Origin of the sequence: Chryseobacterium populi (assembly GCF_000282115.1) — a bacterium.
GTDB lineage: Bacteria > Bacteroidota > Bacteroidia > Flavobacteriales > Weeksellaceae > Chryseobacterium > Chryseobacterium populi.
Genome location: NZ_AKJY01000003.1, coordinates 147283 through 172073, shown reverse-complemented (window position 1 = coordinate 172073; position 24791 = coordinate 147283). Strand labels below are relative to the sequence as shown.

23 protein-coding genes are annotated in these 24791 nt (G+C 36.6%); 10 read left to right on the top strand and 13 right to left on the bottom strand.

From position 1 onward, the window contains the following. Window positions 1-60 precede the first annotated feature (60 nt). Window positions 61-1602 (bottom strand): hypothetical protein, encoded by a 1542-nt coding sequence (locus tag PMI13_RS01720; RefSeq protein ID WP_007840000.1) that lies wholly within the window; start codon window positions 1600-1602, stop codon window positions 61-63. Window positions 1603-1748: 146 nt separating this feature from the next. On the opposite strand from PMI13_RS01720, the gene PMI13_RS01715 reads away from it, so the two are divergent. Genes PMI13_RS01715 through leuB form a run of 4 tightly spaced genes read left to right on the top strand, consistent with a single transcriptional unit; the run spans window position 1749 to window position 6053 of the window. Further along, window positions 1749-2912 carry a 2-isopropylmalate synthase gene (locus PMI13_RS01715; protein WP_007839999.1) on the top strand — a complete coding sequence of 388 codons (1164 nt, stop codon included), beginning with the start codon at window positions 1749-1751 and terminating at the stop codon, window positions 2910-2912. 28 nt (window positions 2913-2940) lie between these two features. After that, the gene (gene leuC, locus PMI13_RS01710; protein ID WP_007839994.1) at window positions 2941-4329 is read left to right on the top strand and encodes a 3-isopropylmalate dehydratase large subunit; all 1389 of its coding nucleotides are present in this window, start codon (window positions 2941-2943) and stop codon (window positions 4327-4329) included. A 10-nt stretch (window positions 4330-4339) separates the two neighbouring features. After that, window positions 4340-4939, top strand: coding sequence for a 3-isopropylmalate dehydratase small subunit (gene leuD, locus PMI13_RS01705; protein ID WP_007839993.1), 600 nt, complete (start codon window positions 4340-4342; stop codon window positions 4937-4939). Continuing rightward, window positions 4929-6053, top strand: a complete 1125-nt coding sequence (gene leuB, locus PMI13_RS01700; RefSeq protein WP_007839991.1) for a 3-isopropylmalate dehydrogenase — start codon at window positions 4929-4931, stop codon at window positions 6051-6053. The genes leuD and leuB overlap by 11 nt, the downstream gene beginning before the upstream one ends. Window positions 6054-6110: 57 nt before the next feature. Here the strand turns inward: leuB and PMI13_RS01695 are convergent, their stop codons facing one another. From PMI13_RS01695 to PMI13_RS01655, 9 genes are all read right to left on the bottom strand, one after another. Beyond that, the gene (locus tag PMI13_RS01695) at window positions 6111-6302 is read right to left on the bottom strand and encodes a hypothetical protein (RefSeq protein ID WP_007839989.1); all 192 of its coding nucleotides are present in this window, start codon (window positions 6300-6302) and stop codon (window positions 6111-6113) included. Between the two features lie 12 nt (window positions 6303-6314). After that, entirely contained in the window at window positions 6315-6920 is a 606-nt protein-coding gene (locus tag PMI13_RS01690) for a DUF4230 domain-containing protein (protein WP_007839988.1), read from the bottom strand. 6 nt (window positions 6921-6926) lie between these two features. Beyond that, window positions 6927-7490 carry a thioredoxin family protein gene (locus tag PMI13_RS01685; protein ID WP_007839987.1) on the bottom strand — a complete coding sequence of 188 codons (564 nt, stop codon included), beginning with the start codon at window positions 7488-7490 and terminating at the stop codon, window positions 6927-6929. Between the two features lies 1 nt (window position 7491). After that, a complete protein-coding gene (locus tag PMI13_RS01680) occupies window positions 7492-7959 on the bottom strand; it encodes a pyrophosphohydrolase domain-containing protein (protein WP_007839986.1) in 468 nt (155 codons plus the stop codon). Window positions 7960-8100: 141 nt separating this feature from the next. Further along, a complete protein-coding gene (locus PMI13_RS01675; protein ID WP_007839985.1) occupies window positions 8101-8520 on the bottom strand; it encodes a hypothetical protein in 420 nt (139 codons plus the stop codon). A 10-nt stretch (window positions 8521-8530) separates the two neighbouring features. After that, window positions 8531-9238: a glycohydrolase toxin TNT-related protein gene (locus tag PMI13_RS01670; protein ID WP_007839984.1), complete on the bottom strand. Its 708-nt coding sequence runs from the start codon at window positions 9236-9238 to the stop codon at window positions 8531-8533. Window positions 9239-9649: 411 nt separating this feature from the next. After that, the gene (locus PMI13_RS01665; protein ID WP_034669524.1) at window positions 9650-12580 is read right to left on the bottom strand and encodes a reprolysin-like metallopeptidase; all 2931 of its coding nucleotides are present in this window, start codon (window positions 12578-12580) and stop codon (window positions 9650-9652) included. Window positions 12581-12786: 206 nt separating this feature from the next. Beyond that, a complete protein-coding gene (locus PMI13_RS01660) occupies window positions 12787-13284 on the bottom strand; it encodes a DinB family protein (RefSeq protein WP_007839980.1) in 498 nt (165 codons plus the stop codon). Window positions 13285-13306: 22 nt separating this feature from the next. Then, complete coding sequence (locus PMI13_RS01655; protein ID WP_007839978.1) at window positions 13307-14446, bottom strand: acyl-CoA dehydrogenase family protein; 1140 nt, start codon at window positions 14444-14446, stop codon at window positions 13307-13309. A 191-nt stretch (window positions 14447-14637) separates the two neighbouring features. Between PMI13_RS01655 and PMI13_RS01650 the strand changes: the two genes are divergently transcribed. The 6 genes from PMI13_RS01650 (at window position 14638) to PMI13_RS01625 (ending at window position 21837) form a co-directional block, all read left to right on the top strand. Next, on the top strand, window positions 14638-16500 hold the full coding sequence (locus PMI13_RS01650; RefSeq protein WP_007839974.1) for an endonuclease: 1863 nt from the start codon (window positions 14638-14640) through the stop codon (window positions 16498-16500). A gap of 240 nt (window positions 16501-16740) precedes the next feature. Further along, window positions 16741-17346, top strand: coding sequence for a SatD family protein (locus tag PMI13_RS01645; RefSeq protein WP_007839973.1), 606 nt, complete (start codon window positions 16741-16743; stop codon window positions 17344-17346). 2 nt (window positions 17347-17348) lie between these two features. Beyond that, window positions 17349-18044 carry a DUF3307 domain-containing protein gene (locus PMI13_RS01640; RefSeq protein WP_007839971.1) on the top strand — a complete coding sequence of 232 codons (696 nt, stop codon included), beginning with the start codon at window positions 17349-17351 and terminating at the stop codon, window positions 18042-18044. Between the two features lie 33 nt (window positions 18045-18077). Then, the gene (gene purC, locus PMI13_RS01635) at window positions 18078-18797 is read left to right on the top strand and encodes a phosphoribosylaminoimidazolesuccinocarboxamide synthase (protein WP_007839969.1); all 720 of its coding nucleotides are present in this window, start codon (window positions 18078-18080) and stop codon (window positions 18795-18797) included. 453 nt (window positions 18798-19250) lie between these two features. Beyond that, the gene (gene purF / locus PMI13_RS01630; RefSeq protein ID WP_007839967.1) at window positions 19251-20750 is read left to right on the top strand and encodes an amidophosphoribosyltransferase; all 1500 of its coding nucleotides are present in this window, start codon (window positions 19251-19253) and stop codon (window positions 20748-20750) included. Window positions 20751-20889: 139 nt separating this feature from the next. Beyond that, window positions 20890-21837 carry a glycerophosphodiester phosphodiesterase family protein gene (locus PMI13_RS01625; RefSeq protein WP_007839966.1) on the top strand — a complete coding sequence of 316 codons (948 nt, stop codon included), beginning with the start codon at window positions 20890-20892 and terminating at the stop codon, window positions 21835-21837. Between the two features lie 99 nt (window positions 21838-21936). Here PMI13_RS01625 and PMI13_RS01620 read toward each other — a convergent pair whose 3' ends face one another. From PMI13_RS01620 to PMI13_RS01610, 3 genes are all read right to left on the bottom strand, one after another. Continuing rightward, on the bottom strand, window positions 21937-22644 hold the full coding sequence (locus PMI13_RS01620) for a porin family protein (RefSeq protein ID WP_007839965.1): 708 nt from the start codon (window positions 22642-22644) through the stop codon (window positions 21937-21939). 563 nt (window positions 22645-23207) lie between these two features. Further along, window positions 23208-23765: a porin family protein gene (locus PMI13_RS01615; RefSeq protein WP_007839961.1), complete on the bottom strand. Its 558-nt coding sequence runs from the start codon at window positions 23763-23765 to the stop codon at window positions 23208-23210. Window positions 23766-23912: 147 nt separating this feature from the next. Further along, complete coding sequence (locus PMI13_RS01610; protein WP_007839960.1) at window positions 23913-24548, bottom strand: porin family protein; 636 nt, start codon at window positions 24546-24548, stop codon at window positions 23913-23915. Between the last annotated feature and the right edge of the window lie 243 nt (window positions 24549-24791).

The window sequence follows — 24791 nt, the reverse complement described above, 5'->3', positions numbered from 1 at the left end:
AATATAAAAAACTTTCAATAACGTAAATACTGGTGGCTGAGGCTCTCGAAGCCACCGGTATTATTTCCTCTTATATTTAACCTTCTGCTTTATAATTTCTATAACATCCACATGCTGAACCTTAGATTTTACCCAACCGTGAATATCAATATAAAGCAATGATCTTCTATAGTACTCATTCTTTGAAAAAAGCTCAAGTTTCTGATCAAAGGCTTCAAAAGCTTCCTGTCTTTTACTTAAGACCAGATTATTGAGATTTTTAAAAAAATCAATGCTTTCAAAATGAAATGCTTCAGGCTTCTTCATTTTAAGGGCAAATTTTAAGGTGGCTTTTATAAATTCATCATAATCTTCATCATTTCCTGATTCATGCTTTGACATTAAGATTAATATCCTGGTGTGAAATAATAAATCTTCCTGAACGTTTCCTTTAGACTCAATAATCTTCATGGAATAATGAATGGATTCTCGATATTTTTTACTTCCGAAAAGCATGGCTGCCATTTTCAGATAAAGGATCATAAAATGGTGCTCATCAATCTTATCACGCAGCTTTTCCATTTTCAGCTCAATCTCCGGAATAAGCTTGGTTCCTGTAAAAAATTCTCCTTTTATAAAATGAATATTCATTAACGTATTAGAGTAGGTAAGAAAAATAAGAGACTGAAGATTTTCATTCTGTGCAAAATTTTGAGAAGAAACAGTATCATTAAAGTTTTTAAAATGCTTTTCCAAAACATCAATATTTCCATAGAGAAAAAGAATCTTAAGCAGATAAGTATTTCCTTTGATGTACCAGACCGGATGACTGAAAATCATTTCCGGGTTCTGATGAAATAAATCTACCCATAAATAGGCGTATTTTAAGGTGTATTTGTAATCCTGAAACAGCTGGTTCTTCCATACATGAGCCTTATAATACCATAATTTTTCAGTAAAATTAAGCTTGACGGGTTTTATATTTCTGATCTGGGTATTAAAAATTTCCAGGATTTTCTGGCGGTCTTCATCATTTTTTACATAACCGTGAGTAAGCATTTCACTATATAATTTCAGTGAAAGATTAGACAAATCCGTAGTATACTGGTTTTGCTTGCTGATCGCTTTAGATTGCCGGATGAGCTCATCAGCCCTTCCTTCTATACTTCGGGTAATAAATTGGGATTCGATTACTTTTTCGAGGTCGATAATTTCAGAGGCGATACTTTTTTCATCTAGCTCCAAAGCTGTTTGTTTAGTTTTATCTAAAATTTTCAACGCCTGTTTGTAGAGCCCTTTCTGATACAGGATATTGGCAAAATCAAGCTGTTCGCGAAGCTGGATTCTGTAGTTCTGATGGCTCGGGTTCATGCGAAGGCTTACCAGGATCTGCTTATAAAGGTGGGCTTTAAGATTGGAGAGTTGCTGTTTGGTTGATATTTTCTTTTCGATGACAATGTTTTCATCATATTCTTTCATTTTATCCATTTCTGAAAAAAGTAAAAGAAATTTTGCATCCACATTGATACCCAGGCGGTTTACAAATAATTTGAATTGCCGCTTTTCGGAAGTAGTCAATGATTTAATGAGTATAAATAAGAAATCTTTCTGCAATTCTGCCATTGTAAATATGATGGATTTATATAATTGATTTTTAGATAGTTAAAATTAAGATTCTATTCTTTGAATATTGTAATTTTCTGAAAAAATGAAAATAAAAAAATAATTCAAATCTTAGTTTTGATTCAAAATTAAGTAAAAACATTATTATGAATTCCGAAAAAGTTGAAATTTTTGATACCACCTTACGGGATGGGGAACAGGTTCCGGGATGTAAATTAAATACAGAACAAAAGCTGATTATTGCTGAAAAACTCGATGAACTAGGGATTGATATTATTGAAGCAGGATTTCCGGTTTCAAGTCCGGGAGATTTTCATTCCGTTTCTGAAATTTCAAAACTGATCAAAAATGCAAAAGTTTGCGGATTGACAAGAGCCAACAAAAAAGACATAGAGATTGCAGCAGAGGCTTTACAGTTTGCAAGAAGACCAAGAATACATACAGGAATAGGAACTTCTGATTCCCATATCAAATATAAATTCAATTCTACAAGAGAAGATATCATAGAACGGGCTGTTGATGCTGTAAAATATGCGAGAAGCTTTGTTGAGGATGTGGAATTTTATGCTGAAGATGCAGGAAGAACCGACAACGATTTTTTAGCCAGAATCTGTGAAGAAGTGATAAAAGCAGGGGCAACTGTTCTGAATATTCCTGATACCACAGGCTATTGTTTACCCGAAGAATATGGTGATAAAATCAAATACCTGAAAGAAAATGTAACCGGAATTGAAAAAGCCATCCTGTCATGCCATTGTCATAATGATCTTGGACTGGCTACCGCAAATTCTATTGCTGGTGTAATCAATGGAGCAAGGCAGATTGAATGTACCATTAACGGATTGGGAGAAAGAGCCGGAAATACAGCGCTGGAAGAAGTGGTTATGATTTTGAAACAGCACAGGGATTTAAATTTATATACGGATGTGAATTCTAAAATGCTTAATAAAATGAGTGCTTTGGTTTCAGATTTAATGGGAATGCCCGTGCAGCCTAATAAAGCGATTGTAGGAGCAAATGCTTTTGCTCACAGCTCAGGTATTCACCAGGACGGTGTCATTAAAAACAGAGAAACCTACGAAATTATCGATCCGGCAGAAGTAGGCGTTAATGAATCTTCCATTATTCTGACAGCCAGAAGTGGTCGCTCTGCTTTGGCTTATAGATTTAAGCATATCGGTTTTGATGTAACTAAAAATGAGCTTGATTTTCTATATCAGGAATTCCTGAAAATTGCAGACATCAAAAAAGAAGTTAATAATGATGACTTAAGCCTGATGATCGAAAAAGCTACGAGAAAAATAGGCTAAGATTTATTTTTAATCAGATATAATTAAAATGAACAACGATAAGAAAACACTTTTTGACAAAGTCTGGGATGCCCATGTTGTGGAAACCATTCCGGATGGACCTCAAATTATATACATTGACAAACATCTGATCCATGAAGTAACAAGCCCGCAGGCTTTTGCCGAGCTGGAATCAAGAAACCTTGAAATCTTCAGGCCGAAACAAATTGTGGCAACCGCCGATCATAATGTTCCTACTTTAGATCAGGACAAACCGATCCGGGATGATTCATCAAGAAACCAGGTGGAGCAGTTAACGGAGAACTGCAGAAAAAACAATATTGAACTATACGGATTAGGACATCAGTATCAGGGTATCGTTCACATTATAGCTCCCGAATTGGGTATTACACAGCCCGGAATGAGTATTGTCTGTGGAGACAGCCACACTTCAACACACGGTGCTTTCGGAGCCATTGCTTTTGGAATCGGGACAAGCCAGGTGGCCCAGGTTTTTGCCAGCCAATGTTTACTGCTCAATAAGCCCAGATCCATGAGAATTACCGTGAGCGGGAAACTGAATAAAAATGTTCAGCCTAAAGATGTAATTCTTTATATCATTTCAAAAACAGGGACGGATGGCGGAACCGGATACTTCTGTGAATATGCCGGAAATGTTTTCGAAGAAATGTCGATGGAAGGAAGAATGACCGTTTGCAATATGAGCATTGAAATGGGGGCAAGAGGCGGAATGATAGCTCCTGATGAGAAAACTTTTGACTATATTAAGGGAAGAACTTTCGCTCCTGAAGGAGAAGAATGGCAGGAAAAGCTGGAATACTGGAAAACTTTAAAAACAGATGACCAGGCCGTTTTCGATAAGGAAATTACATTTGATGCCTCTGAAATATACCCGATGATCACCTATGGAACCAATCCGGGAATGGGAATATCAATCAATGAAGTAATCCCTGCACCTGCAAACGAATCGGAAGAGAAAGCTCTACATTATATGGGCTTGAAACCCGGACAGTCACCATTTGATATTAAAATAAACTATGTCTTCATCGGAAGCTGTACCAATGCACGAATTGAAGATTTCCGTTCTGCTGCTGAATATATCAAAGGGAAAAATAAATCTGAAAATGTTCAGGCTTTGATTGTTCCCGGTTCCCAAATGGTTGCCAGACAGATTTATGAAGAAGGTCTGGACAAGATCTTTAATGAGGCGGGATTTCAGATCAGACAGCCCGGATGCTCAGCGTGTCTTGCGATGAATGACGATAAAATTCCTGAGGGTGAATATTGTGTTTCTACTTCCAACCGGAATTTTGAAGGAAGACAGGGGCAGGGAGCGAGAACCATTCTGGCAAGTCCATTAACGGCAGCCAAAGTAGCTGTAGAAGGAAGAATCTCTCTGTTTGAAAACTTAAATTAAAGATCAGAAAATGCAAAAATTAGATATTATAACATCCCGTGCCATCCCGTTGCCGGCAGAAAATATAGATACCGATCAGATTATTCCGGCAAGATTCCTTAAAAGTATTGATAAGAAAGGATTTGGAAACAACCTGTTCAGAGACTGGAGATATAATGTTCATAACAAAGAACCCAACCTTGATTTTGTGTTAAATAATCCGGTATATCATGGTGAGATTTTAGTGGCCGGAAATAATTTTGGATGTGGAAGCAGCCGTGAACATGCTGCATGGGCACTGACCGATTATGGTTTTAAAGTAATTGTATCGAGCTATTTTGCCGATATTTTTAAGGGGAACGCTTTGAATAACGGGTTACTGCCCGTAAAAGTTTCCGAAGAATTTTTAAAAGAGATTTTAACCGGTATCACTGAAAATCCGGAAGATGAAGTCACTGTGAATGTAGAGCAGCAAACCATCAGCTTTAAAGATAAAACCGAAAGCTTTGAGCTTGATTCCTATAAAAAGATATGCCTTCTTAACGGGTATGATGATATTGACTTTTTAATCAGCAGGAAAGAAGCAATCCATAAATTTGAACTAAAAACACAAAAAGTATATGAGCAATAATTATTTCAAAATAGCCGTTTTACCGGGCGATGGAATAGGGCCGGAAGTCGTTAATGAAAGTGTAAAAATTCTAGATGCAATTGCAGAGGTTTTTCATTACAAGTTTCAGTTTGCATACGGAATCGTTGGTGCTGAAGCTATTTTCCAGACCGGAAATCCTTTACCGGAAGAAACCCTGAAGATTTGTAAAGATTCTGATGCCGTACTTTTCGGGGCAATCGGCGATCCTTCATTCGACAACAATCCGGATGCAAAAGTAAGACCTGAGCAGGGGCTTTTAAAACTTCGTAAAGAACTGGGACTGTTTGCGAATATCAGGCCTTTGAAAACCTACCCGTCACTGATCGGGAAAAGTCCTTTAAAACAGGAAATTATTGATGGGACCGATATCCAGATTTTCAGAGAGCTGGTAAGCGGGATTTATTTTGGTGAGAAATTTACCGAAGAACACGGAAACTATGCTTATGATATCTGTAAATACAGCAGGGAAGATATTCTGCCGATTGTACACATGGCCTTTCGGGAAGCTCAGAAAAGAAAGAAAAAATTAACACTTATTGATAAGGCAAATGTTCTGGACACTTCAAGGTTATGGAGGAAAATCTGTCGGGAAACCGCAAATGAATATCCTGATGTAGAGCTGGATTTTATGTTTGTAGATAATGCAGCCATGCAATTGATCCTTAACCCGAAACAGTTTGATGTGATTGTCACGGAAAACATGTTCGGAGATATTATTTCAGATGAAGCCAGCGTGATCGGAGGGTCTATCGGGCTGCTTCCTTCTGCTTCCATTGGAGATGAAAATGCTTTGTTTGAGCCTATTCACGGTTCTTATCCCCAGGCAAAAGGAAAAGGTATTGCAAATCCTGTAGCTTCAATTTTAAGCACCGCCATGATGCTTGATTACCTAAAGCTGGAGCTGGCTGCTGCCAAACTGAGGGCATCTGTAGAATATGCAATCGAAAATAAATATGTTACCGTAGACCTTAATGATAAACAGCCGTATTCTACGAGTGAAGTAGGAGATTTTATCGTGGATTATATTAAATTTTCAGAAAAGTCTTATTATAATTTTGAGAATATCAAGATCGGAAAATCCACTATTGTATAGTTCAGTTTTTATTTTTTATATTTTAAAAATAGTCTGCCCCATGATGGGGCAGACTATTTATTTTTTCTGATCTGTATTATCTGTTTTTCCTGTTTTATTGGCGGAAGCTTTCTGTACATCTTCCTTATCAATATCAGGTGGATTGCTTTTTTTTGATGAAGCAGGAATATTGGGAAAATCCTGGTTCTGCTTTTTAGATTCTGCAGCATTGGCAGATTCTTTCTTTTTATCATTTTTTTTTGAATCCATAGCTTTACATGTTTAGAGTCCTAAAATACCGAGCTGGCCGGTCTTGTCTTCTATGGTATAGTTCAAAGCCTTTGCCAAAACGAAAATATTATTAAGATTTTCCATTAATTGCTTGCGTCCTTCGTTTCTCAGCTGATTCTGATCAATTGATTTTACAGCAGTATCTTTTGCTTTCTGAGTGACGTTTTTGATATCTTTCTCAGTAAGCCTGTTAAAAAAAGAATCATCAAGGGACTGGATTTCCACACTTGGTGTAATTCTTATATCAGCATCAGGCAATTCTGTGATGATCAGTTTTTTGTTAATGGAATCTACTTCCATTTTCATTTTATTCAGGTCATAAGAAACCTGTGCATTGGTTTTGGTATACGTAATGATACTGTTGCTTGAAACCTCACTGCCAAAGAGCTCATAGCCCATCTTTGTTTTTTGCATGCTTGAGACATTCTGCTCCAGCACCACCATTTTATTCATCTTGGAGATCTGGTTGGTCAGAATATAATAATCTGACTTTTCCGTTTTTCCACCAAGATTAAAGCAGGACTTAATACCTAAAAACAGGAATAGCATGACCAGAATTCCTGCTACGAATGATAAAATTACTTTGCTGTTTTTCAATATTTATTATTTAAATATTTCTTTTAATACAGAGCTGTCGTCTTTTTTAAGAATTTCGACCAGATCTCTTTCTATATATCCTGTTTTAGGCATTTCTATAATTCTTCCAAGTTCCTCACCATATTTTTCAACGATAATCGTAGGTACTTTCTGGATGTTATAACGGCCTTCATCCCCGGTAGGAGACTCTTTTTTACGGTTTACAGCAATAATTGTCAATTTGTTATCCTGATATTTTACTTCTTCCAGGATTTTCATAAGTCTCGGAAAATCCCTGTGACTGTCTTCACACCATGTTCCCATGAAAACAATAATATTATAAGAAGCCAGCTTGAGTTTTTTTAACTCGGCAACCGCTTTCTCATCGATCGCATATTCATCATGCTCTTTTACATACCAATCGGCATAAGGAGCCTTAAGAAACTGATCTTTCAACTGGTTCCCCAAAAGCATTTTCCCATCATTCTGGGTTTCGACTTCGCGGTTTACCACTACTTTCTGAGCACTGTATTGCTGAGCTGATAAAACCAGGCTTGAAACGGCAACAATATTTGTAATAAATTTTTTCATACTATTTTTCAATAATTGTCTTTAAATCGGCAGGGGAGTAATATTTATTTTTAAGGACTTTATGATCTGCCTGTCTGTAAACATTGAACTTTTCTCCTGATTTTTCATAAAAAGATTCTACTCCTTTTTCTCTGTAAAATTCTGAGGTTTCCTTTGCCTGCTCTTCATTATCGCAAGCTTTTGACATATTGGAACGCTGAACTTCGTTAAATAGCTCTACAAATTTATTGCCAAGTCCGAATTCCAGGACAGCACCGCTTAAAACATACTGCAGATCACAAAGTGCATCAGCAATTTCTACGATGTTATTATCCTCAATCGCCTGTTTTAATTCGTTTAATTCTTCCTGTAACAGCTCAACTCTCAGGTTACATCTTTCCTGGGACGGAATTTGTGGAGTTTCTAAAATAGGGGCTTTAAAAGTAGTATGGAATTCTGCTACTTGGTTCAGACTATCAATTTTATCCATGAATTTTTTAATTTAAGCAAAGATAGAAAACGATTTTGGAAATTTATAATGCACTTTAGGATATTATAGTACAAAAGTTTAAAAAATATCCCGGCCAACTCGACCGGGATTTTTTATTTTAAATATCAGATTGTATAATGATTATTCCAGGTCTTCATATTTCCAGATTCCTGAGATGGCCAAGACCGTTAATCCCGGCTGCTTTTCTCCATAACCGAATACACCGAAATATTTTGCATGACAGGATTCGCAAAGGGTTCCAAAATACAGAGTTGGTAAATCATTTACCGTTACTTCTCCAAAATGTAACATTCTGTGCGAAGTTTCTGTAATCATTTTATTTTTTAATAATTCATTTTTTGATAATACTTTATCCTCATTATAAACCTGAAAGATCGGAAACCCGGATTTGTAGGGTATAATTTCAAGGGTATTTTCATGACCGCAGTTACAGCAGGTGAATTTTGTTACAGCAGATTGCCCAATTTCATCATTAGTGAATATATTTTTTGTCATATGAGCTTGCTGACCGATCTTTATTTTTTTTGATATTGAATACATCTGATTTTATTTATTGCTGAATAACTGTACCCACCAGGTTATTATATTTTCCACTCGGGCTTTTTTTGATCGTAATTTTTACATATCCTTCTGCTGCTAATTTATTCCATGTTTTCTGGTATCCTGTGGCAGGATCAATCGGAATTTTCCACATGGCCTGTTTTCCATTACCCACCTGATTAAACCATGGAATAACATCTGCCGTTTGAGATTTGAAAGGTAATGAATTATTAAGAACATCTATTTCGTAATAAAAATCATACATATTTTCAGGCTGGTTTAAGGCTCTTTGTGAAAAAGTATAGACATATCCGTTTAATATCGGACTTGTAAAGCTACCTCCCAATGTAGGAATTCCGGTTCCGTCATAATTCCCTATAGCACCACTGTATCTGTCAAATTTTTGTCCGGCCTGGAACGGGACATCATCAACGATATTGTATCCGCCATTTGCAGGAGGCCATCCGCCATTCAGATTATTAGCTTTAAAGAGCGCTTCCAGTTCACTCCATTTACCTTGCTTATACAGATCAAATACCTGATCTCTGATTGTCTGGCTTACTGTCCCGGCTGCATCATAAGTTAAAGCTAGTTCATCAGCATTTTTAAAAAATACAGTCGTAATGTTTGTATTATCAGTCTCATCTCTGTCTGAGCTACACGCAGTTGAGAAAAAAGCAACTGCTAAAAAAAAGATAAACTTAAATAAATGTTTCATATAGTTTTTTTTAATTATGTAAATATTATGGAGTATTTAGGGAAGCATCAATGCTTTTCCGGTCCTGTGAAAGTATCTCATGATCAGGATTGATCAATAAAGTTGAGTAGCAAATCAGGTTTATAGAACAATAAAATAGCAGTATTTCCCGCTGCCGGAAGAATTGATTTCAGGACTTCCCAAATATAAATTGGCTTAACGGTACAAGAAAATAATTTGAATGATAAATGTAATTAAAAAAAATAAAATAATTTTATATTATTTTATTATAAAATATTATTAATGAATTAAATATACTTATAAATGTATTTTAAATAATATTTTATATTAATGAATACTTTATTTAAAAAATAGTAATAAAAAAAGACTGCCTGATTACAGGCAGCCTTTACATAGTTTACTTTAAGGTTATTAATTTTTAATGAATCTCTTGGTAATTTCTCCAATCTGAATCATATAGGCACCTTTGATAAGATGACTTACATTCACAGCTCCTCTTTCAAGCTTTCCTGAGTTGATTAGTTTTCCACCCATGTCAAAAATTTTGTATTCTTCTGACGTCGTATTTGAAATATTCATAATGTCTCTTACAGGGTTCGGATACAGTTTAATATCTGTTATCAGATCTTTAGTGTCTAAAAGATCTCCTTTTCCTGAAGAAACAATATTAAGTGTATAATCTTCTACCTGTCCGTAAGTATATGAACCGCAAGATGAAGTAGGCAGACTGCTGTATTTCATCATTACTCTCATTCTTGTATTTCCAAGAGTTGCAGTGGTTGGGATTGTAATGCTTCCCGTTGCAGGAGTAGTTGTTGATCCTGCTTTAGACCATGCAAGCTCGCCGCTGTCTGCAAAATCACCATCCTTGTTATAATCAATATAAACAGCATATGCTTCGCTATAGACAGTTGAAGTCCACACCGGAGTTACGGAAACCGTGTAAGCACTTCCCCTTGTTACATTGCTGGAAACAGAAGTGAAATCTTCATATCCTGCAGTTCCTGTTGAAGTATTATTAATCGTTCCGAATTTTACATTTCCGATTCTTTCATCTCCGGTATTGGTTGCAGAAGCTGAACAATAGGTAACTGTGCTCCCTGCAAGAGTCGTTACACTTACCGAATTACTTGCTACAGAAACATTTCCTGCTGCATCTTTCGCCTTAACAGTAAAGCTGTATGTTGTCGACGGACTTAAACTTGTTACGGTATAAGTAGTAGAAGCTGTAGAGCCGATTAACGAAGTTCCCTGATACACATCATATCCTGTAACCGCTACATTATCCGTAGCCCCGCTCCATGAAAGGTTAGTGCTTGAAGAGGTCGTTCCTGAAGCTGAAAGGGCAGGTGCTGTAGGAGCAACCGTATCTGTTCCGCCTGATCCTGCATTTACAGTGATGTTGGCATTATTCACATCAAAGAAAATATGACCGGAACCTTTTACCATAATTCTTCCTGTCGAAGTGTTGGAATTTGGAATGGTCACTGCCTGGGTTCCGTCATTCGGAGTTCCGGCTAATAGAGTAGTCCATGTATTTCCGCTGTCGGTTGACCAAAGAATATCAACATTGGCAGCATTTACGCCATTGGCTGTAGTTCCTGCCACATTCCAGGTTACTGTTTGAGCGCTTCCTCCTGCGTAGGTTGTTGCAGAGTTTTGTGAGCTTACACTGAAAGGACCAGCTGTTCCGTTTACTGTAATCACCGCATCGTCCGAATTATTTCCTGATCCTCCGGCTCTGTTGTCCCGTACCGTAAATCTGAAGTTTAATATTCTTGCTACATTTGATAAAGCTTCAACTGTAATTTCTGATCCTGCGGTAGTGGTTGCACCTGTGAGTACAGAAGCCATTCTAGGGAAATACCTTACGGGAGAAGTAGTAGGAGTCCATGATCTGAATGTAGGACCGGACGCTTTGGTAGCACTTGCTGCGGAGCTCGCTCCTGTCTGGGAAGAAGAAGCATTATCCATCTGCTCCCAGATATAGGTTAAAGAATCTCCGTTGGCATCTGCTCCTGCTCCCGTCAACATAAACGGAGTGCCTTTAGGAATTGTATAATCCAGTCCTGCATTGGCCGTAGGAATTGAATTTCCTGTAGCCGTGCTTACCGGACATGTTTTAGCTTTGATATTATTGGTGATCTGCTGGATACTGACCGCATGGAAGAAAGCATCGGAATGTGGCTGAATATCCTGTGAGGTAATTCCGGCATAGCCCATAATTGTTGATCCGGAACCCGGTTCCATATTGACTCCCGTTCCTTCATTACTCATCGAAAAAGTGTGGTTTCCACCAAACTGATGTCCCATTTCGTGGGCTACATAGTCAATATCGAAATTGTCACCTGAAGGAATCGCATCAGCCGGGGATGTGTAACCGCTGCCTTTTGAACCATTGGTACAAACACAACCGATACAGCCTGCATTTCCACCACCTCCGGAAGCTCCGAATAAGTGACCGATATCGTAGTTAGCTTCACCAATTACAGAAGTAAGGGTAGACTGAAGCTGGGAGTTCCAGTTGCTCATTCCTGAAGCTGCAGAATAAGGATCTGTAGAAGCATTGGTATAGATTACCGCATCATTATTAGCAATAAGAACCATTCTGGCGGCGAAGTCTTTCTCAAAAACACCATTTACACGGGTCATCGTATTATTCATGGCTGCTAAAGCATTGGCTTTCGTTCCGCCAAAATAAGCTGTGTATTCTCCTGTACTGGAAAGGGCCAGCCTGAATGTTCTCAGTTTAGCATCATCAGCATTGGGTCTTGCTGCCAGACTGGTGTTGGCTACCCCTTTCTGGGCAACATCAATTACTGTACATTCAAATTTATTAAGATCATCTTTTTTGTCAGACTTTTTGTATACCACATAAGTAGACAGATCTTTAGTATAAGGTTCGATGAAAACCGCTGATTTATCACCATAAATTTCCATAGATGACAGCCCTAGTGAAGAAACACTGAAATAGACTGTAGAGTTGGAATCACTCAGACCTTCGCCTACATAAGACTTAATGTCCGGATATTTTGCGGCAAGGATAGGATCAAAGTTTGAATTTTCTCTTACTTTGAAGTTTTCCATTTTACCTTCAGAATTAGGAAAAGAAATAATGATTTCTGATTTTTGACCTGCAGCTAACCTTTGAGGAGCTCTTGCAAGTACATTTTTTAATCCGTTGATATCAAGACTGTAAATCTTCGGATTGTTGATGTTAGTTTTGTTTTCAAAAATGCCTGTGGATGGCTTTTGTGAACCTTCAGACCAGAGACGGTCGGTCTGAGCGAAAGCGATGCCTGAAATCAGAAGCATCCCGATCATCGATAATTGTCTTTTCATATAAAAAAAATGTTTTGGTTTGTGGAATATCAAAGCTAATAAAAATTTTACCACGAAAAACAAAATTTTTTAAGAAATTTTTAGACATTACATTTAAAACATTATGCGATACATTGAATATAATTGAATTTTCATTGTATCAAAAAAAGAAAATAGCACACGTAAAATACGTATGCTATTCACTTATTAATGATATAATTCTAAATTTACATTTTATCGTCAGCAGTGGGACCGTACAATCCGGGAACTTTATTTCCTGTTGATCTCAGATAAACGACCAGCTCACCTCTGTGATGGTATAAATGATTAAATAAAAAACCACGTATAACCTGTATTTTTGGCATAAGAGGGAAAAGTACATTCCCGTCCATTTCCATTTTCCAATCGTTAAAATAAGTTCTTTCATCCGAATTTTCCAAAGCCTGCTGAGCTTTAACAACATTTTCCTCAAATTTGGCTACAATATTCTCTGCTCTGGAAATATCACCTTTGTCATACCGGTATGCACCCATATCGAAAACATCCTGATTAAAGGTAAATTGATACCAGTTATAGACTTCTGCAATATGAGAAGCCAATTGTGCCGTCGTCCAGTTTTTTTCAGACGGTTTCCAGCCAAGGGCACTATCGGGAATCGCCTTTAAAATTTTTCTGGTGTTTTCCACTTCATGCAGAAACTCACCTAAAAGAGCTTGCTTGATCATTTATACAGGTATAGGTTTGAGGTTATTTTGTAATATCTCTTCCTATAACCAGTCTCTGGATCTCAGAAGTTCCTTCCCCGATTGTACAAAGTTTAGAATCTCTGTAATATTTTTCAGCAGGGAAATCTTTAGTATAACCATAACCTCCGAAGATCTGAACTGCATTGTTTGATATTCTTACACAAGCTTCAGAGGCATATAATTTAGCCATTGCACCTTCTCTTGTCATTTTCTGTTTAGCATTCTTTAAAGTTGCCGCTCTCTGGATAAGAAGCTCTGCAGCATCAATTTCAGTTGCCATATCAGCCAACATAAAGTTGATAGCCTGGAAATCAGCAATTGATTTTCCAAATTGTTTTCTTTCTTTAGCATATTTTAAAGCCGCTTTATAAGCTCCTCTTGCCGTACCTAAACTCAATGCAGCGATAGAAATCCTACCTCCGTCAAGAATCTTCATTGCCTGCTTGAAGCCTTCTCCAACTTCTCCTAAACGGTGAGAATCCGGTACACGAACGTTATCGAAAATCAATTCTGCAGTTTCGGATGCTCTCATTCCTAGTTTGTTTTCCTTTTTACCGGAAGTGAAACCAGCCATTCCTTTTTCCAGAACAAAAGCGGTAGAGTTATTTTTAGCTCCTATTTCTCCTGTTCTTGTCATAACAACTGCAATATCCCCTGAAATGGCGTGTGTGATAAAGTTTTTAGCTCCGTTAATGATCCATTCGTCTCCATCCTTTACAGCAGTAGTAGACATACCTCCGGAGTCTGAACCTGTATTATGCTCAGTCAGTCCCCATGCACCGATTACTTTGCCCGTTGCAAGTTGAGGAAGCCATTTGTTTCTTTGTTCTTCGTTTCCGAATTCATAGATATGATTGGTACAAAGAGAATTGTGTGCTGCTACAGAAAGCCCGATAGAAGGATCTACCTGGGAAATTTCATCCAAAATAGCAACATATTCATGATAACCAAGACCAGAACCACCATACTGCTCGGGAACTACAATCCCCATAAAACCCATGTCTCCCAACTGATGAAATAAATTTTTTGGAAAAGTCTGGCTTTCGTCCCACTCCATAATATTGGGTCTGATATTTTTTTCAGCAAATTCTTTTGCCGTTTCTGCTATCATTTTAATGTTGTCAATTGTCTCTGTGTTCATATATCTAATTGTTAGTTCTCAAAGATAACCAAATTGTATAAATACAAAAAAAAATTATTGATGCCATAAGGCTTGATTTGCAATAAATTAATTTTCAATTTATTATATTTCAATAATTAATATTTTCTTAATAAGAATTTCAGAACTTTAAGGAAATTGATTTACTAATTTAGCTCCCCAATTTTTAAGGTATGAAAAAATATCTACTTCCTATTATTTTATTTTCATCATGTATAGGTGCGCAGGTACCGGCCGGATATTATGACGGAACTGCAGGACTTACCGGATATGCCCTGAAATCAAAACTTCATGATATTATTTCTGAGAAAAATATCAACTGGCATTATGATGATTTACCCAGTTTATATAACCAGACAGATTTAGATCAATATTATGATCACGGACCAGGTAATACTACTATTCTGCTTGATATTTATTCGGAAAATCCTGCGGGGGCTGATGCTTATGAATATACATCGGCAAACTTAATAAGTAGTTCAGGAGGCGAAGGTTTAGGTTTCAACAGGGAGCATGCTGTGCCACAAAGTACTTTTAACAGTGATTATCCCATGTATTCTGATTTACATTTTGTAATTCCTACGGATGCAAAAATTAATCAGCTTAGAAATAATTATCCTTATGGTATTGGGAATTCCACGGTTCATTATACATTTACAAACTTATCTAAAATTGCCAACAGTGCTATTCCCAATTATGTCTATACAAACAGGGTTTATGAACCTCTGGACGAATTTAAGGGAGATGTTGCAAGGATGTTACTCTATTTTGCAGTGAGATATGAAGATAAACTGCCTTCATTTAATTATTCCACGAATATCAATCCTGCGATAGACCGTTCGCCTTTGGATGGGACCGCAGAACGGGCTTTTGATCCGGCTTATATTTCAATGCTTCTTCAATGGCATCTTCAGGATCCCGTATCTCAGCGGGAAACAGACCGGAATAATGCTATCTACACCATTCAGAAAAACAGAAATCCTTTTATTGATAACCCTCAATGGGTAACCTCTATCTGGATACAGACTCCAGATGCTATAGCACCACAGGCTCCTTCAAATTTAAATTCAACTCAATCCGGAGCTTACTACACTCATTTAGCATGGTCTCCAAGCACAAGTTCAGATGCTATCGGATATAACATTTATCAGAATGGCGCTCTCCTGGCCACCACAAAATCTACATCGATAACGATTGACCATCTGATGCCTTCCGCTTCTTACTCGTTTACTGTAAGAGCATATGACCAAGGGTATCTTCAATCTCCTGACAGTAATTCTGTTACAGTATCCACGGTAGCTTCAGACACCAATTCGAGGGATCTTTTTATCGTTAAATATATTGAAGGGACAGGTGATAACAAAGCTCTGGAAATTGTGAACAGGACAGGTCATGAAGTGGATCTTAATAATTACACCGTAAGAGTACAATATTATAATAGTATATATAATTCTTACTATTTTGGAAATAGTTTTGAACTGGAGGGAAAAATACCCAATAATCAAAGTTTTGTCATTCTAAATCCTAAATCTGCATTATCGTGCTACACAAATAATGATGCAATGTTCCTTACTGCAGGTCATGCTATGACTTTCGCAGGAACCCAATATGTTGAATTGGCGTATAAGTCAGTAACAGTGGATGCCATAGGAAGTAAATTTGTTAGTAATTCATATGGAGACATTTCTCTTTACAGAAAAAATACGGTTACACAGCCCAACCCTACATTTAATATGACAGAATGGGATTCACATGGAATCGATTACTGCCAGAACCTGGGAACTTTATCGACATCCGATCTGACCACCTCCGACAAAGAATTTAAAATTTATCCGAATCCTGTTAACGAAAATATTTACGTGGATGGAAAAACCGAAAATATACAATCTGCCCAGATCTTAGACTTTTCAGGGAAAGTTATTTATACTGAGAGATCTCCGTTTAAAAATAAGAAAAATATTTCTGTACAAAACCTGGCTACAGGTTCGTATTTGCTAAAGCTGGACGGTAAAGTTTATCAGTTTATTAAAAAGTAAGCTTGAATAATTTTATGTTTAAATACACTGATTTTCACAAATACCACAACAAGAGCTTGATATAATTGGTATAAAATGAGTTTAATTTGCAGTTGAAAAAATAAAATTAATTGTTTATAAACACCGCAAAACCTTTCTGTTAACACATCATTGATATAAGCAGATTCACTAATAATCAATATCTATAAGTGTTTTGGCTTATATCTTTTATTTATAAGTAATTATGCTTATATTTGCAGAATGATAGCGGTCATTACCGGTGATATTATAAATTCGCAGCACGCAGACACAGAGGTTTGGATTACCAAACTAAAAAATCTTCTGGAAAATTGGGGAAGTTCACCGCTCGTATGGGAAATCTACCGGGGTGATGAGTTCCAGTTTAAATGCGCTATTGATGAAGTTTTCTGGCATTTTTTAGCCATAAAATCCCTTATAAAAAGTCAGGAAAATTTAGACGTCAGAATTGCCATAGGAATTGGTGAGGAAAATTTTTCATCCGAAAAAATCACAGAATCAAACGGAACTGCCTATGTACATTCCGGGAGACTGCTGAACGACATTAAAAACGATGGCCACACCGTTGCCATTAAAACTTCCAACGATACGGTAGACCGGGACCTTAACATTCTTTTGAAATGGTCATCCAAAGATTTTGATAACTGGACGGTAGCAACTGCTGAGATTATTCATGAGATGATTATGAATAAAGAGATTACACAGGAAGATTTAGCCAGGAAATTTACCATTTCACAGTCATCGGTAAGCCAGAGACTGAAACGGGCCAACTATGATCTTATCGTTGAAACCAATCAATATTTTAAAAAGAAAATTTCAGAACTGTAAGCATGATTTTCATTCAGCTCATATTGGCACATTTACTCGGAGATTTTATTCTTCAGCCAAATTCTTGGGTTGCAGATAAGGAAAGCCGCAAACTGAAAAGTAAATTTTTATACCTTCACATTCTGATCCACACGGTATTGAGCTTTATTTTCCTCTGGAATGCAGAGCTTTGGTGGGTAGCTGTTTTAGTGGGAGTTTCTCATTTTATTATCGATGCTTCCAAACTGATTTTTCAGACTATTAAAACGAAAAAAAGGTGGTTTTTTATTGATCAGCTGCTTCATGTTCTGATGATTCTGGGAGTTTCATTTTATTTTAATGAATATAACCTGGAGTTTTTAAAAGACCGGGATTTCTTAAAGATTGCGATGGCTGTTTTATTTTTAACAACCCCGTCATCGATTATCATTAAAATACTTCTGTCTTCATGGACTCCGGTGGCTGAAGCACAAAATAATATTCAAACCGAATCTCTGACGAGTGCCGGAAAATATATCGGGATTTTAGAACGTTTACTGGTATTTACTTTCATTTTAGTGAATCACTGGGAAGGCGTAGGTTTTATGGTTGCTGCAAAATCTGTTTTCAGGTTCAGCGATCTGGCACAGGCCAAACAAAGGAAGCTTACCGAATATGTACTTGTGGGCACGCTTCTGAGCTTTGGGATGGCTGTATTAACAGGAATTTTAATAAAATAATTATAAATCTAACTATAAAAGACAATTTAGAAAATGGAAAAGAAAGAAATGTTGTACGAAGGTAAGGCAAAACAAGTATTTGCAACCGATAATCCTGATCAGGTAGTAGTGCGTTTCAAAGATGATGCTACAGCATTTAATGCTCAAAAAAGAGGATCTGTTGATCTTAAAGGTGAAATGAATAACGCGATCACCACTTTGATTTTTGAATATTTAAATGAAAAAGGGATTAAGACTCATTTCATTAAACAATTGAACGAAAGAGAGCAATTGGTAAGAAAGGTTTCTATCATTCCTTTGGAAATGGTGGTAAGAAACTATTCTGCAGGAAGCATGGCACAAAGATTAGGGGTAGAAGAGGGAATCAAATCCCCGGTTACCATCTTTGATATCTGCTATAAGAAAGATGAGTTGGGAGACCCGCTTATCAATGATCACCATGCTGTGTTCTTAGGAGCTGCCACCTACGAAGAGCTTGATGATATGTATGAATTGACATCAGACATCAACGATATCCTGATTGATCTGTTTGACAGAATGAACATCATTTTAGTTGATTTCAAAATCGAATTAGGAAAAACTTCAGATGGTGAGATCATCCTTGCAGACGAAATCTCTCCGGATACTTGCAGACTTTGGGATAAAGATACCATGAAAAAGTTGGATAAAGACCGTTTCAGAAGAGATCTTGGAGAAGTAACTGAAGCCTATGTTGAGATCTATAACAGATTGAAAAATTTACTGGGTAAGTAGATTTGAGAAGTTAGAAGTCAGATCTTAGAGGTTAGAATGAAATCACATCGGATTAAAGATTTAAAAGTTTGAACTAAATCAATGGCTTTGATAAAAGAAGCTTATCTGATTTCTTCTGAACTGCCAGGCGAAGAAAAGTTTGGTTTATAATCTCAAATCAGAAGATATGCTGTTTCATACCACCTGATATTGCTGAAGGAGCCGGAAGAAATAATAAAAATCAATTTATCAGTTTCCGGGAATTGCGTTTGGTTCTGCCTACGAATTACAAACTCAGTTGCAGCTACTGATAAATTTTGTTTCCAAAATCAAAACAGCTCCTTTAGAAGAACTTTTAGCTGAGATTCAGAAAATGATTTAATTCATTAAAAGCGAGTTTAAAATTATAATTGAAGTTAACTTAGACTAATTTCTAACATCTAAGATCTGACTTCTAATTCAGAAAAAATAGAAATGAAAAGTTTAGACATTCATAAAAGTGAATATTTAAAACAGTTTAAAGACCAGACCTACGGAAGAAATCTTTTCAGAACGCAGGAAGAAGAAAGGCTGGATGCCCCCAATGAGGAGTGCGGTATCTTCGGAATGTATTCGGATAACGATCTTGATACGTTTTCTCTTTCACAGTTCGGGCTTTTTGCATTACAGCACAGAGGGCAGGAGGCTTGTGGTATTTCCGTTTTAAAAAACGGGAGAATCACCAATATGAAAGACGAAGGATTGGTTTTGGATGTTTATAAAGAGATCAAGGATCCTGAAACTTTTATGGGAAATTCTGCCATCGGGCATACCCGTTATACCACTGCAGGAGATAAAAAGAAATATAATTTCCAGCCGTTTTTTGCGAAAAACGAATATGACCAGATTATACTTTCTATTGCTCATAACGGTAACCTTACCAACGTAAAGGAACTCAAAAAAGAACTTGAGGCAGAAGGCGTTGTTTTCAGGGCCACTTCAGATTCTGAGGTTATTCTAAGATTAATTCAAAAGAATCTTGATCTGGGCTTAAGGAGTGCAATTAAAGCAACAATGGAAAAAATTGAAGGTGCTTATTCTGTAGTAGGAATGACAAGAAATAAATTTTTTGCATTCAGGGACTTTAACGGGATCAGACCTTTGGTTTTAGGAGCTGTTGACGAAAAAACATACGTTGTTGCCTCCGAATCTGTAGCCTTAGATGCTGTAGGAGCACAATATGTAAGAGATGTTTTACCGGGAGAAATCATTTATACCAATGAAAACGAGCCGGGAAAATTGAATTCTTACATGGCAAATGAAGAGAAAGGAAGACAGAGAATCTGTTCTTTTGAATACATTTACTTTGCAAGACCCGATTCTACTTTAGAAAATATCAATGTTTACGAAATCAGGGAGAAATCGGGAGAGAAAATCTGGGATCAGGCTCCTGTAGATGCTGATGTGGTTATTGGGGTTCCGGATTCCGGGGTTCCTGCCGCTATAGGATTCTCAAAAGCGTCCGGAATACCTTTCCGTCCGGTTCTGATTAAAAACAGGTATATCGGAAGAAGCTTTATCGTGCCGACCCAGGAAATGAGAGAAAGGGTAGTGAACCTTAAGCTTAATCCGATCATTTCTGAAATCAAAGATAAAAGAGTAGTGATCATCGATGATTCTATCGTTCGCGGAACCACTTCTAAAAGATTGGTTAAAATCCTGAAAGATGCAGGAGTTAAAGAAATTCATTTCAGAAGTGTTTCACCTCCGATTATTGCCCCGTGCTACTTAGGAATTGATACACCTTCAAAGGATGATCTGATTTCAGCCAATATGACCACTGAAGAGCTTAAAAATTATCTGGGGGTTGATTCTTTAGAATTTTTAAGTACTGAAAATTTAAAGGAAATTTTAGGATCTTCAAACCATTGCTTCGGATGCTTTACAGAAGAGTATCCCGTAGGAAAAGGAGAGGAAGTAGAATTATTTAATTAATATTTTATTTAAAATAAAATGAAGGAGCCGGGCATTAACCCGGTTCTTTTTGTTTTTATAAATGTATCAAAAGCTTAATATTCCTGTATCATACTCTATAAAAGCAAATTTTAAATTTGTCCCATTAAAGCTTCAGGATATGAAAAACGTATTTTTAACGGGTATTTTTCTGGTAATTGCCCAGTTGTGCTTCTCTCAGTCTTTCGATAAGCACGCCCACCGTGGAGGAAAATCTTTATATCCCGAAAATACAATTCCGGCAATGAAGAATGCCCTGAAAATGAATATCACAACGCTGGAAATGGATCTGGCCATAACGAAGGACAAAAAAGTAATCCTTTCCCATGATGCTTTTCTTTCCCCTGAGTTGGTAACAAAACCGGATGGAACTTATATCCCAAAAGATTCCGGGTTTTACTATAAAATTTATGATATGCCTTATGCAAAGATTCAAACATTTGATGTAGGCCTAAAGAAACTTGATAACTATCCTGACCAAAAGAAGATGAAAGCTCAAAAGCCTCTCTTCTCAGACATAATAGACACCTGCGAGGCTTACTCCCGTGAACTGAAAAGACCTTTGCCTTTTTATAATATAGAAACCAAAACACGCCCTTTTTCTGATCATATATTTCACCCGGAACCAAAGGAGTTTGTAGATCTGATGATGAAAATTATTGTAAAAAAAGGAATTCAGGAACGGGTAATTATTCAGTCGTTTGATCCCAGAACGCTGGAAATCATTCATAAGGAATATCCTCGGATAATGACCGCTTTACTGGTGGAAAAGGTTGATGATAAAAAGCTGGCACAGCAGCAGTTTCATTTCAAAAATATACCCGCAGTGAAATTCAAACAGTATCCGGATCATCTGAATGGCGTGGCAGGAGATCTGAAATTTCTGAGTTTCATTCCACCCATTTACAGTCCTGATCATACACTTGTTACTTTACAACTCGTACAGGAATGTCATGCATTGGGTATGAAAGTGATACCATGGACAGTCAATACTAAGGAAAGATTAAAAGAATTAAAAGACATGGGAATAGATGGAGTGATTAGCGATGATCCCCGAATATTCGAATAGCCTTTTGTATGATCAATATAAACAGCCGACAGAAAATCTGCCGGCTGTTTTTCAATGCAGTAATCTGCATTTCGGGTTAAAAAACTGGGTTATATATGATTAGAATTTATAATTCAGGCCTAATTGAAATGCTCTGTGGTTCAATGGTTCAGTGCCTTCGGGCTTCTGATTTCTCATGTCAGTAAGGCTGTTGATATACCTTGCATTGATCCCAAGGTTCTGGGTGATGTCATATCCAAGGCCAAGGCCAAGGCCTAAATTAAATTTATTGATGTTGTCTTTATTAATATCCTCAGAGTTGGATACAGTTTGAGTAGTTGTATTTCCTCCGGTAGTGGTAGAGATTGTACTCTCTCCTGAGTTTTTACCATTGACAAAATAGCTGAATTCCGGCCCTGCCTCTACATAAAATTTCTCTGTAGGCCTCATTTGTACCATTAAAGGAACCGAAATATAGTTCATGGTAGTTTTGTACTCGCTTTTCGTTTTAACGTTCGTAGCACCTGTGGTCACATCAGTAGAGGAGATCACACTTTTCGCTCCAAGCTGGTTGTATAAGACCTCCGGCTGCAGGCTGAATTTCTGGGATAGTGGAATATTAACTAAAACCCCTGCATGGAATCCGATTTTCTGGTTATTAAGACTTAATTTTTGCTCACTGAAATAAGTCGAGTTTCCTCCAGCTTTGATACCGAATCTTATCGGCTGCTTTTCTTTTTTGATAGGACCTGTGTTTTCAGTTTGTGTTTCCTGAGCAAAGGCTAATGAGCCAGCGACTATTGCTAGTCCTAGAAATAACTTCTTCATAATTTCATTTTTTTATTTTACTATTCTTTTGCCTAATCGTTTAATCAAGCCATGAATACTTTACAAAAGACTTGCCAAAATCTTTATTGGATGAATTATAGAAAACGAAATAATGAAAGCTAATTAAAGATTGACATAAGTAATTATTTTATGTTGTAAAAAATTAATCGTATTAATAAAATTAATTAAAAACTTAAGTTAAAAAGAGAAAAGTAGAACAGGCTTAAAATTATATTAAAATTAAAGCAGAAATGATAATAAATCTAAAAATAAAAGGATCAGATGTTCCCGATCCTTATTATTTGGTTTTTATATCCCAAAGGAAATGATGAGTCAGACCTATCTAAGATGGGCAAAGTTTTCTTAATCTATAAAATAGGTTTTCAAAAGAATACCTTATAGCAACTTTTCTGCTTTTCTTAAAACATTGCAGCCGGATTTTAAAAGCTTTGCGTTAATAAAAAATAATGAGTGTAAAATAAAAATTATAATCCAATATTCATAAGCGAAAAGGTCAGGCTTAATAAATTAAACCCGACCTTTTCTATTGAAATCAAAATCTGTTACTTGAACTTATAGGCAAGACCTACCTGGAATACATTATTTTTTCCGTCAGCCTGTACACCGCCAGTTTCTTTGGCAATATCTATTACACCGGCAACATATCTTGCGGTAACACCAATGTTATCCGTAAAATAATAACCTGCACCAAGACCAATACCGAAATCAAATCCTTTGATATAGTCGTTTCCGCTTACTGATACCGATTGATACTTGAATTTGGAATCTACCAGGAAGCTGAACTGTGGTCCTGCTTCAAGATAAAATTTCGGAGTAGCATTATACTGGAACATTACAGGAACTGAAATATAACTTAAGTTTACTTTAAGATCTTCATTCCCATCTGCTTTTGCCCCTACACCATTATATAAAATCTCAGGTTGAATACTGAAAGTGGAAGCAATCGGAAGATTCATAAATGCGCCGCCATAGAATCCGGCTTTAGCTTTAGAATCACCTCCTGAAATCGTAGAAACGTTAAGACCTGCTTTTACTCCAAATTTCTGTGCAAATGTAAAAGAACCAGCAATTACTGCTAATCCTAAGAAAATTTTTTTCATGGTTATAATTTTATTTGAACTTGTTTTATGCAAAATTCTTGCCAAAAAAAGTTAATTTATTAAATTATAATTAAAAAAAGGCTAGATTAATTAAAATCTAACCTTTCCTTATTGAAACTTAAAATTTGTTAATTGAATGGGTATTCCTTAGAATTTGTATGCTAAACCTACCTGGAATACATTGTTTCTTACCGCATCAGATCCGTTAGGTCTGTCTTTGGCAACATCTGTTAAACCGGCTACATATCTTGCCGTGATACCGATGTTATCAGTGAAATAATATCCTGCTCCTAAACCGATACCAAAGTTGAATGTTTGTAAATCATCTTTGTAGTTATCAGATGTGGATGAATCACCTGTATTTTCATTTTTCACCTTATTTTTTGCGCTTACCATGAATCCGAATTCAGGACCTGCTTCTAAATAAAGGTTTGGAATTACATTATACTGGAACATTACCGGTACTGCGATATAATCTAATTTACTTGAAGCCGAAAATTTAGTTCCTGCTACCGTATAATCTGCTTTGCTACCATACTGGGAATACAATACCTCAGGCTGGATGCTGAATGAACTAGCAATTGGGATATTCGCAAATACTCCGGCGTTAAAACCAATTTTAGATTTTTGATCATCTAAGCCTTCATCTTTAGAAAGAGAAGAAACGTTCATCCCTCCTTTAATCCCGAATCTTACCGGGGAAGCTGACGAAGTAGAACTGGTCTGCTGAGCAAAAGCAAGTGAACCTGCTGTAAGTGCTATTCCTAAAATTAACTTTTTCATAATTTTTGATTTTTAATATTTACTATTCTTATTTTAAATTTTACTACTGTCAATTTTTCGATTGACGCAGAGTATCTTTCAAATTGCTTGCCAAAGTAAATTTTATGATAAATGTCAGTAAAAAACCATCCGTTAAAACAGATGGTTTAATTTCAAAAATACCTATAAATCAGTAATTTAAACAACCGATCAAACGTTTGTTTAGAAAAAATCTAAATTGTTGAAATGATGAAAATCAGGTCT

Coding starts and splice junctions, on each gene's coding strand:
- PMI13_RS01720 (WP_007840000.1), bottom strand. CDS start 1,602: ATGGCAGAATTGCAGAAAGATTTCTTATTTATACTCATTAAATCATTG.
- PMI13_RS01715 (WP_007839999.1), top strand. CDS start 1,749: ATGAATTCCGAAAAAGTTGAAATTTTTGATACCACCTTACGGGATGGG.
- leuC (WP_007839994.1), top strand. CDS start 2,941: ATGAACAACGATAAGAAAACACTTTTTGACAAAGTCTGGGATGCCCAT.
- leuD (WP_007839993.1), top strand. CDS start 4,340: ATGCAAAAATTAGATATTATAACATCCCGTGCCATCCCGTTGCCGGCA.
- leuB (WP_007839991.1), top strand. CDS start 4,929: ATGAGCAATAATTATTTCAAAATAGCCGTTTTACCGGGCGATGGAATA.
- PMI13_RS01695 (WP_007839989.1), bottom strand. CDS start 6,302: ATGGATTCAAAAAAAAATGATAAAAAGAAAGAATCTGCCAATGCTGCA.
- PMI13_RS01685 (WP_007839987.1), bottom strand. CDS start 7,490: ATGAAAAAATTTATTACAAATATTGTTGCCGTTTCAAGCCTGGTTTTA.
- PMI13_RS01680 (WP_007839986.1), bottom strand. CDS start 7,959: ATGGATAAAATTGATAGTCTGAACCAAGTAGCAGAATTCCATACTACT.
- PMI13_RS01675 (WP_007839985.1), bottom strand. CDS start 8,520: ATGTATTCAATATCAAAAAAAATAAAGATCGGTCAGCAAGCTCATATG.
- PMI13_RS01670 (WP_007839984.1), bottom strand. CDS start 9,238: ATGAAACATTTATTTAAGTTTATCTTTTTTTTAGCAGTTGCTTTTTTC.
- PMI13_RS01665 (WP_034669524.1), bottom strand. CDS start 12,580: ATGAAAAGACAATTATCGATGATCGGGATGCTTCTGATTTCAGGCATC.
- PMI13_RS01660 (WP_007839980.1), bottom strand. CDS start 13,284: ATGATCAAGCAAGCTCTTTTAGGTGAGTTTCTGCATGAAGTGGAAAAC.
- PMI13_RS01655 (WP_007839978.1), bottom strand. CDS start 14,446: ATGAACACAGAGACAATTGACAACATTAAAATGATAGCAGAAACGGCA.
- PMI13_RS01650 (WP_007839974.1), top strand. CDS start 14,638: ATGAAAAAATATCTACTTCCTATTATTTTATTTTCATCATGTATAGGT.
- PMI13_RS01645 (WP_007839973.1), top strand. CDS start 16,741: ATGATAGCGGTCATTACCGGTGATATTATAAATTCGCAGCACGCAGAC.
- PMI13_RS01640 (WP_007839971.1), top strand. CDS start 17,349: ATGATTTTCATTCAGCTCATATTGGCACATTTACTCGGAGATTTTATT.
- purC (WP_007839969.1), top strand. CDS start 18,078: ATGGAAAAGAAAGAAATGTTGTACGAAGGTAAGGCAAAACAAGTATTT.
- purF (WP_007839967.1), top strand. CDS start 19,251: ATGAAAAGTTTAGACATTCATAAAAGTGAATATTTAAAACAGTTTAAA.
- PMI13_RS01625 (WP_007839966.1), top strand. CDS start 20,890: ATGAAAAACGTATTTTTAACGGGTATTTTTCTGGTAATTGCCCAGTTG.
- PMI13_RS01620 (WP_007839965.1), bottom strand. CDS start 22,644: ATGAAGAAGTTATTTCTAGGACTAGCAATAGTCGCTGGCTCATTAGCC.
- PMI13_RS01615 (WP_007839961.1), bottom strand. CDS start 23,765: ATGAAAAAAATTTTCTTAGGATTAGCAGTAATTGCTGGTTCTTTTACA.
- PMI13_RS01610 (WP_007839960.1), bottom strand. CDS start 24,548: ATGAAAAAGTTAATTTTAGGAATAGCACTTACAGCAGGTTCACTTGCT.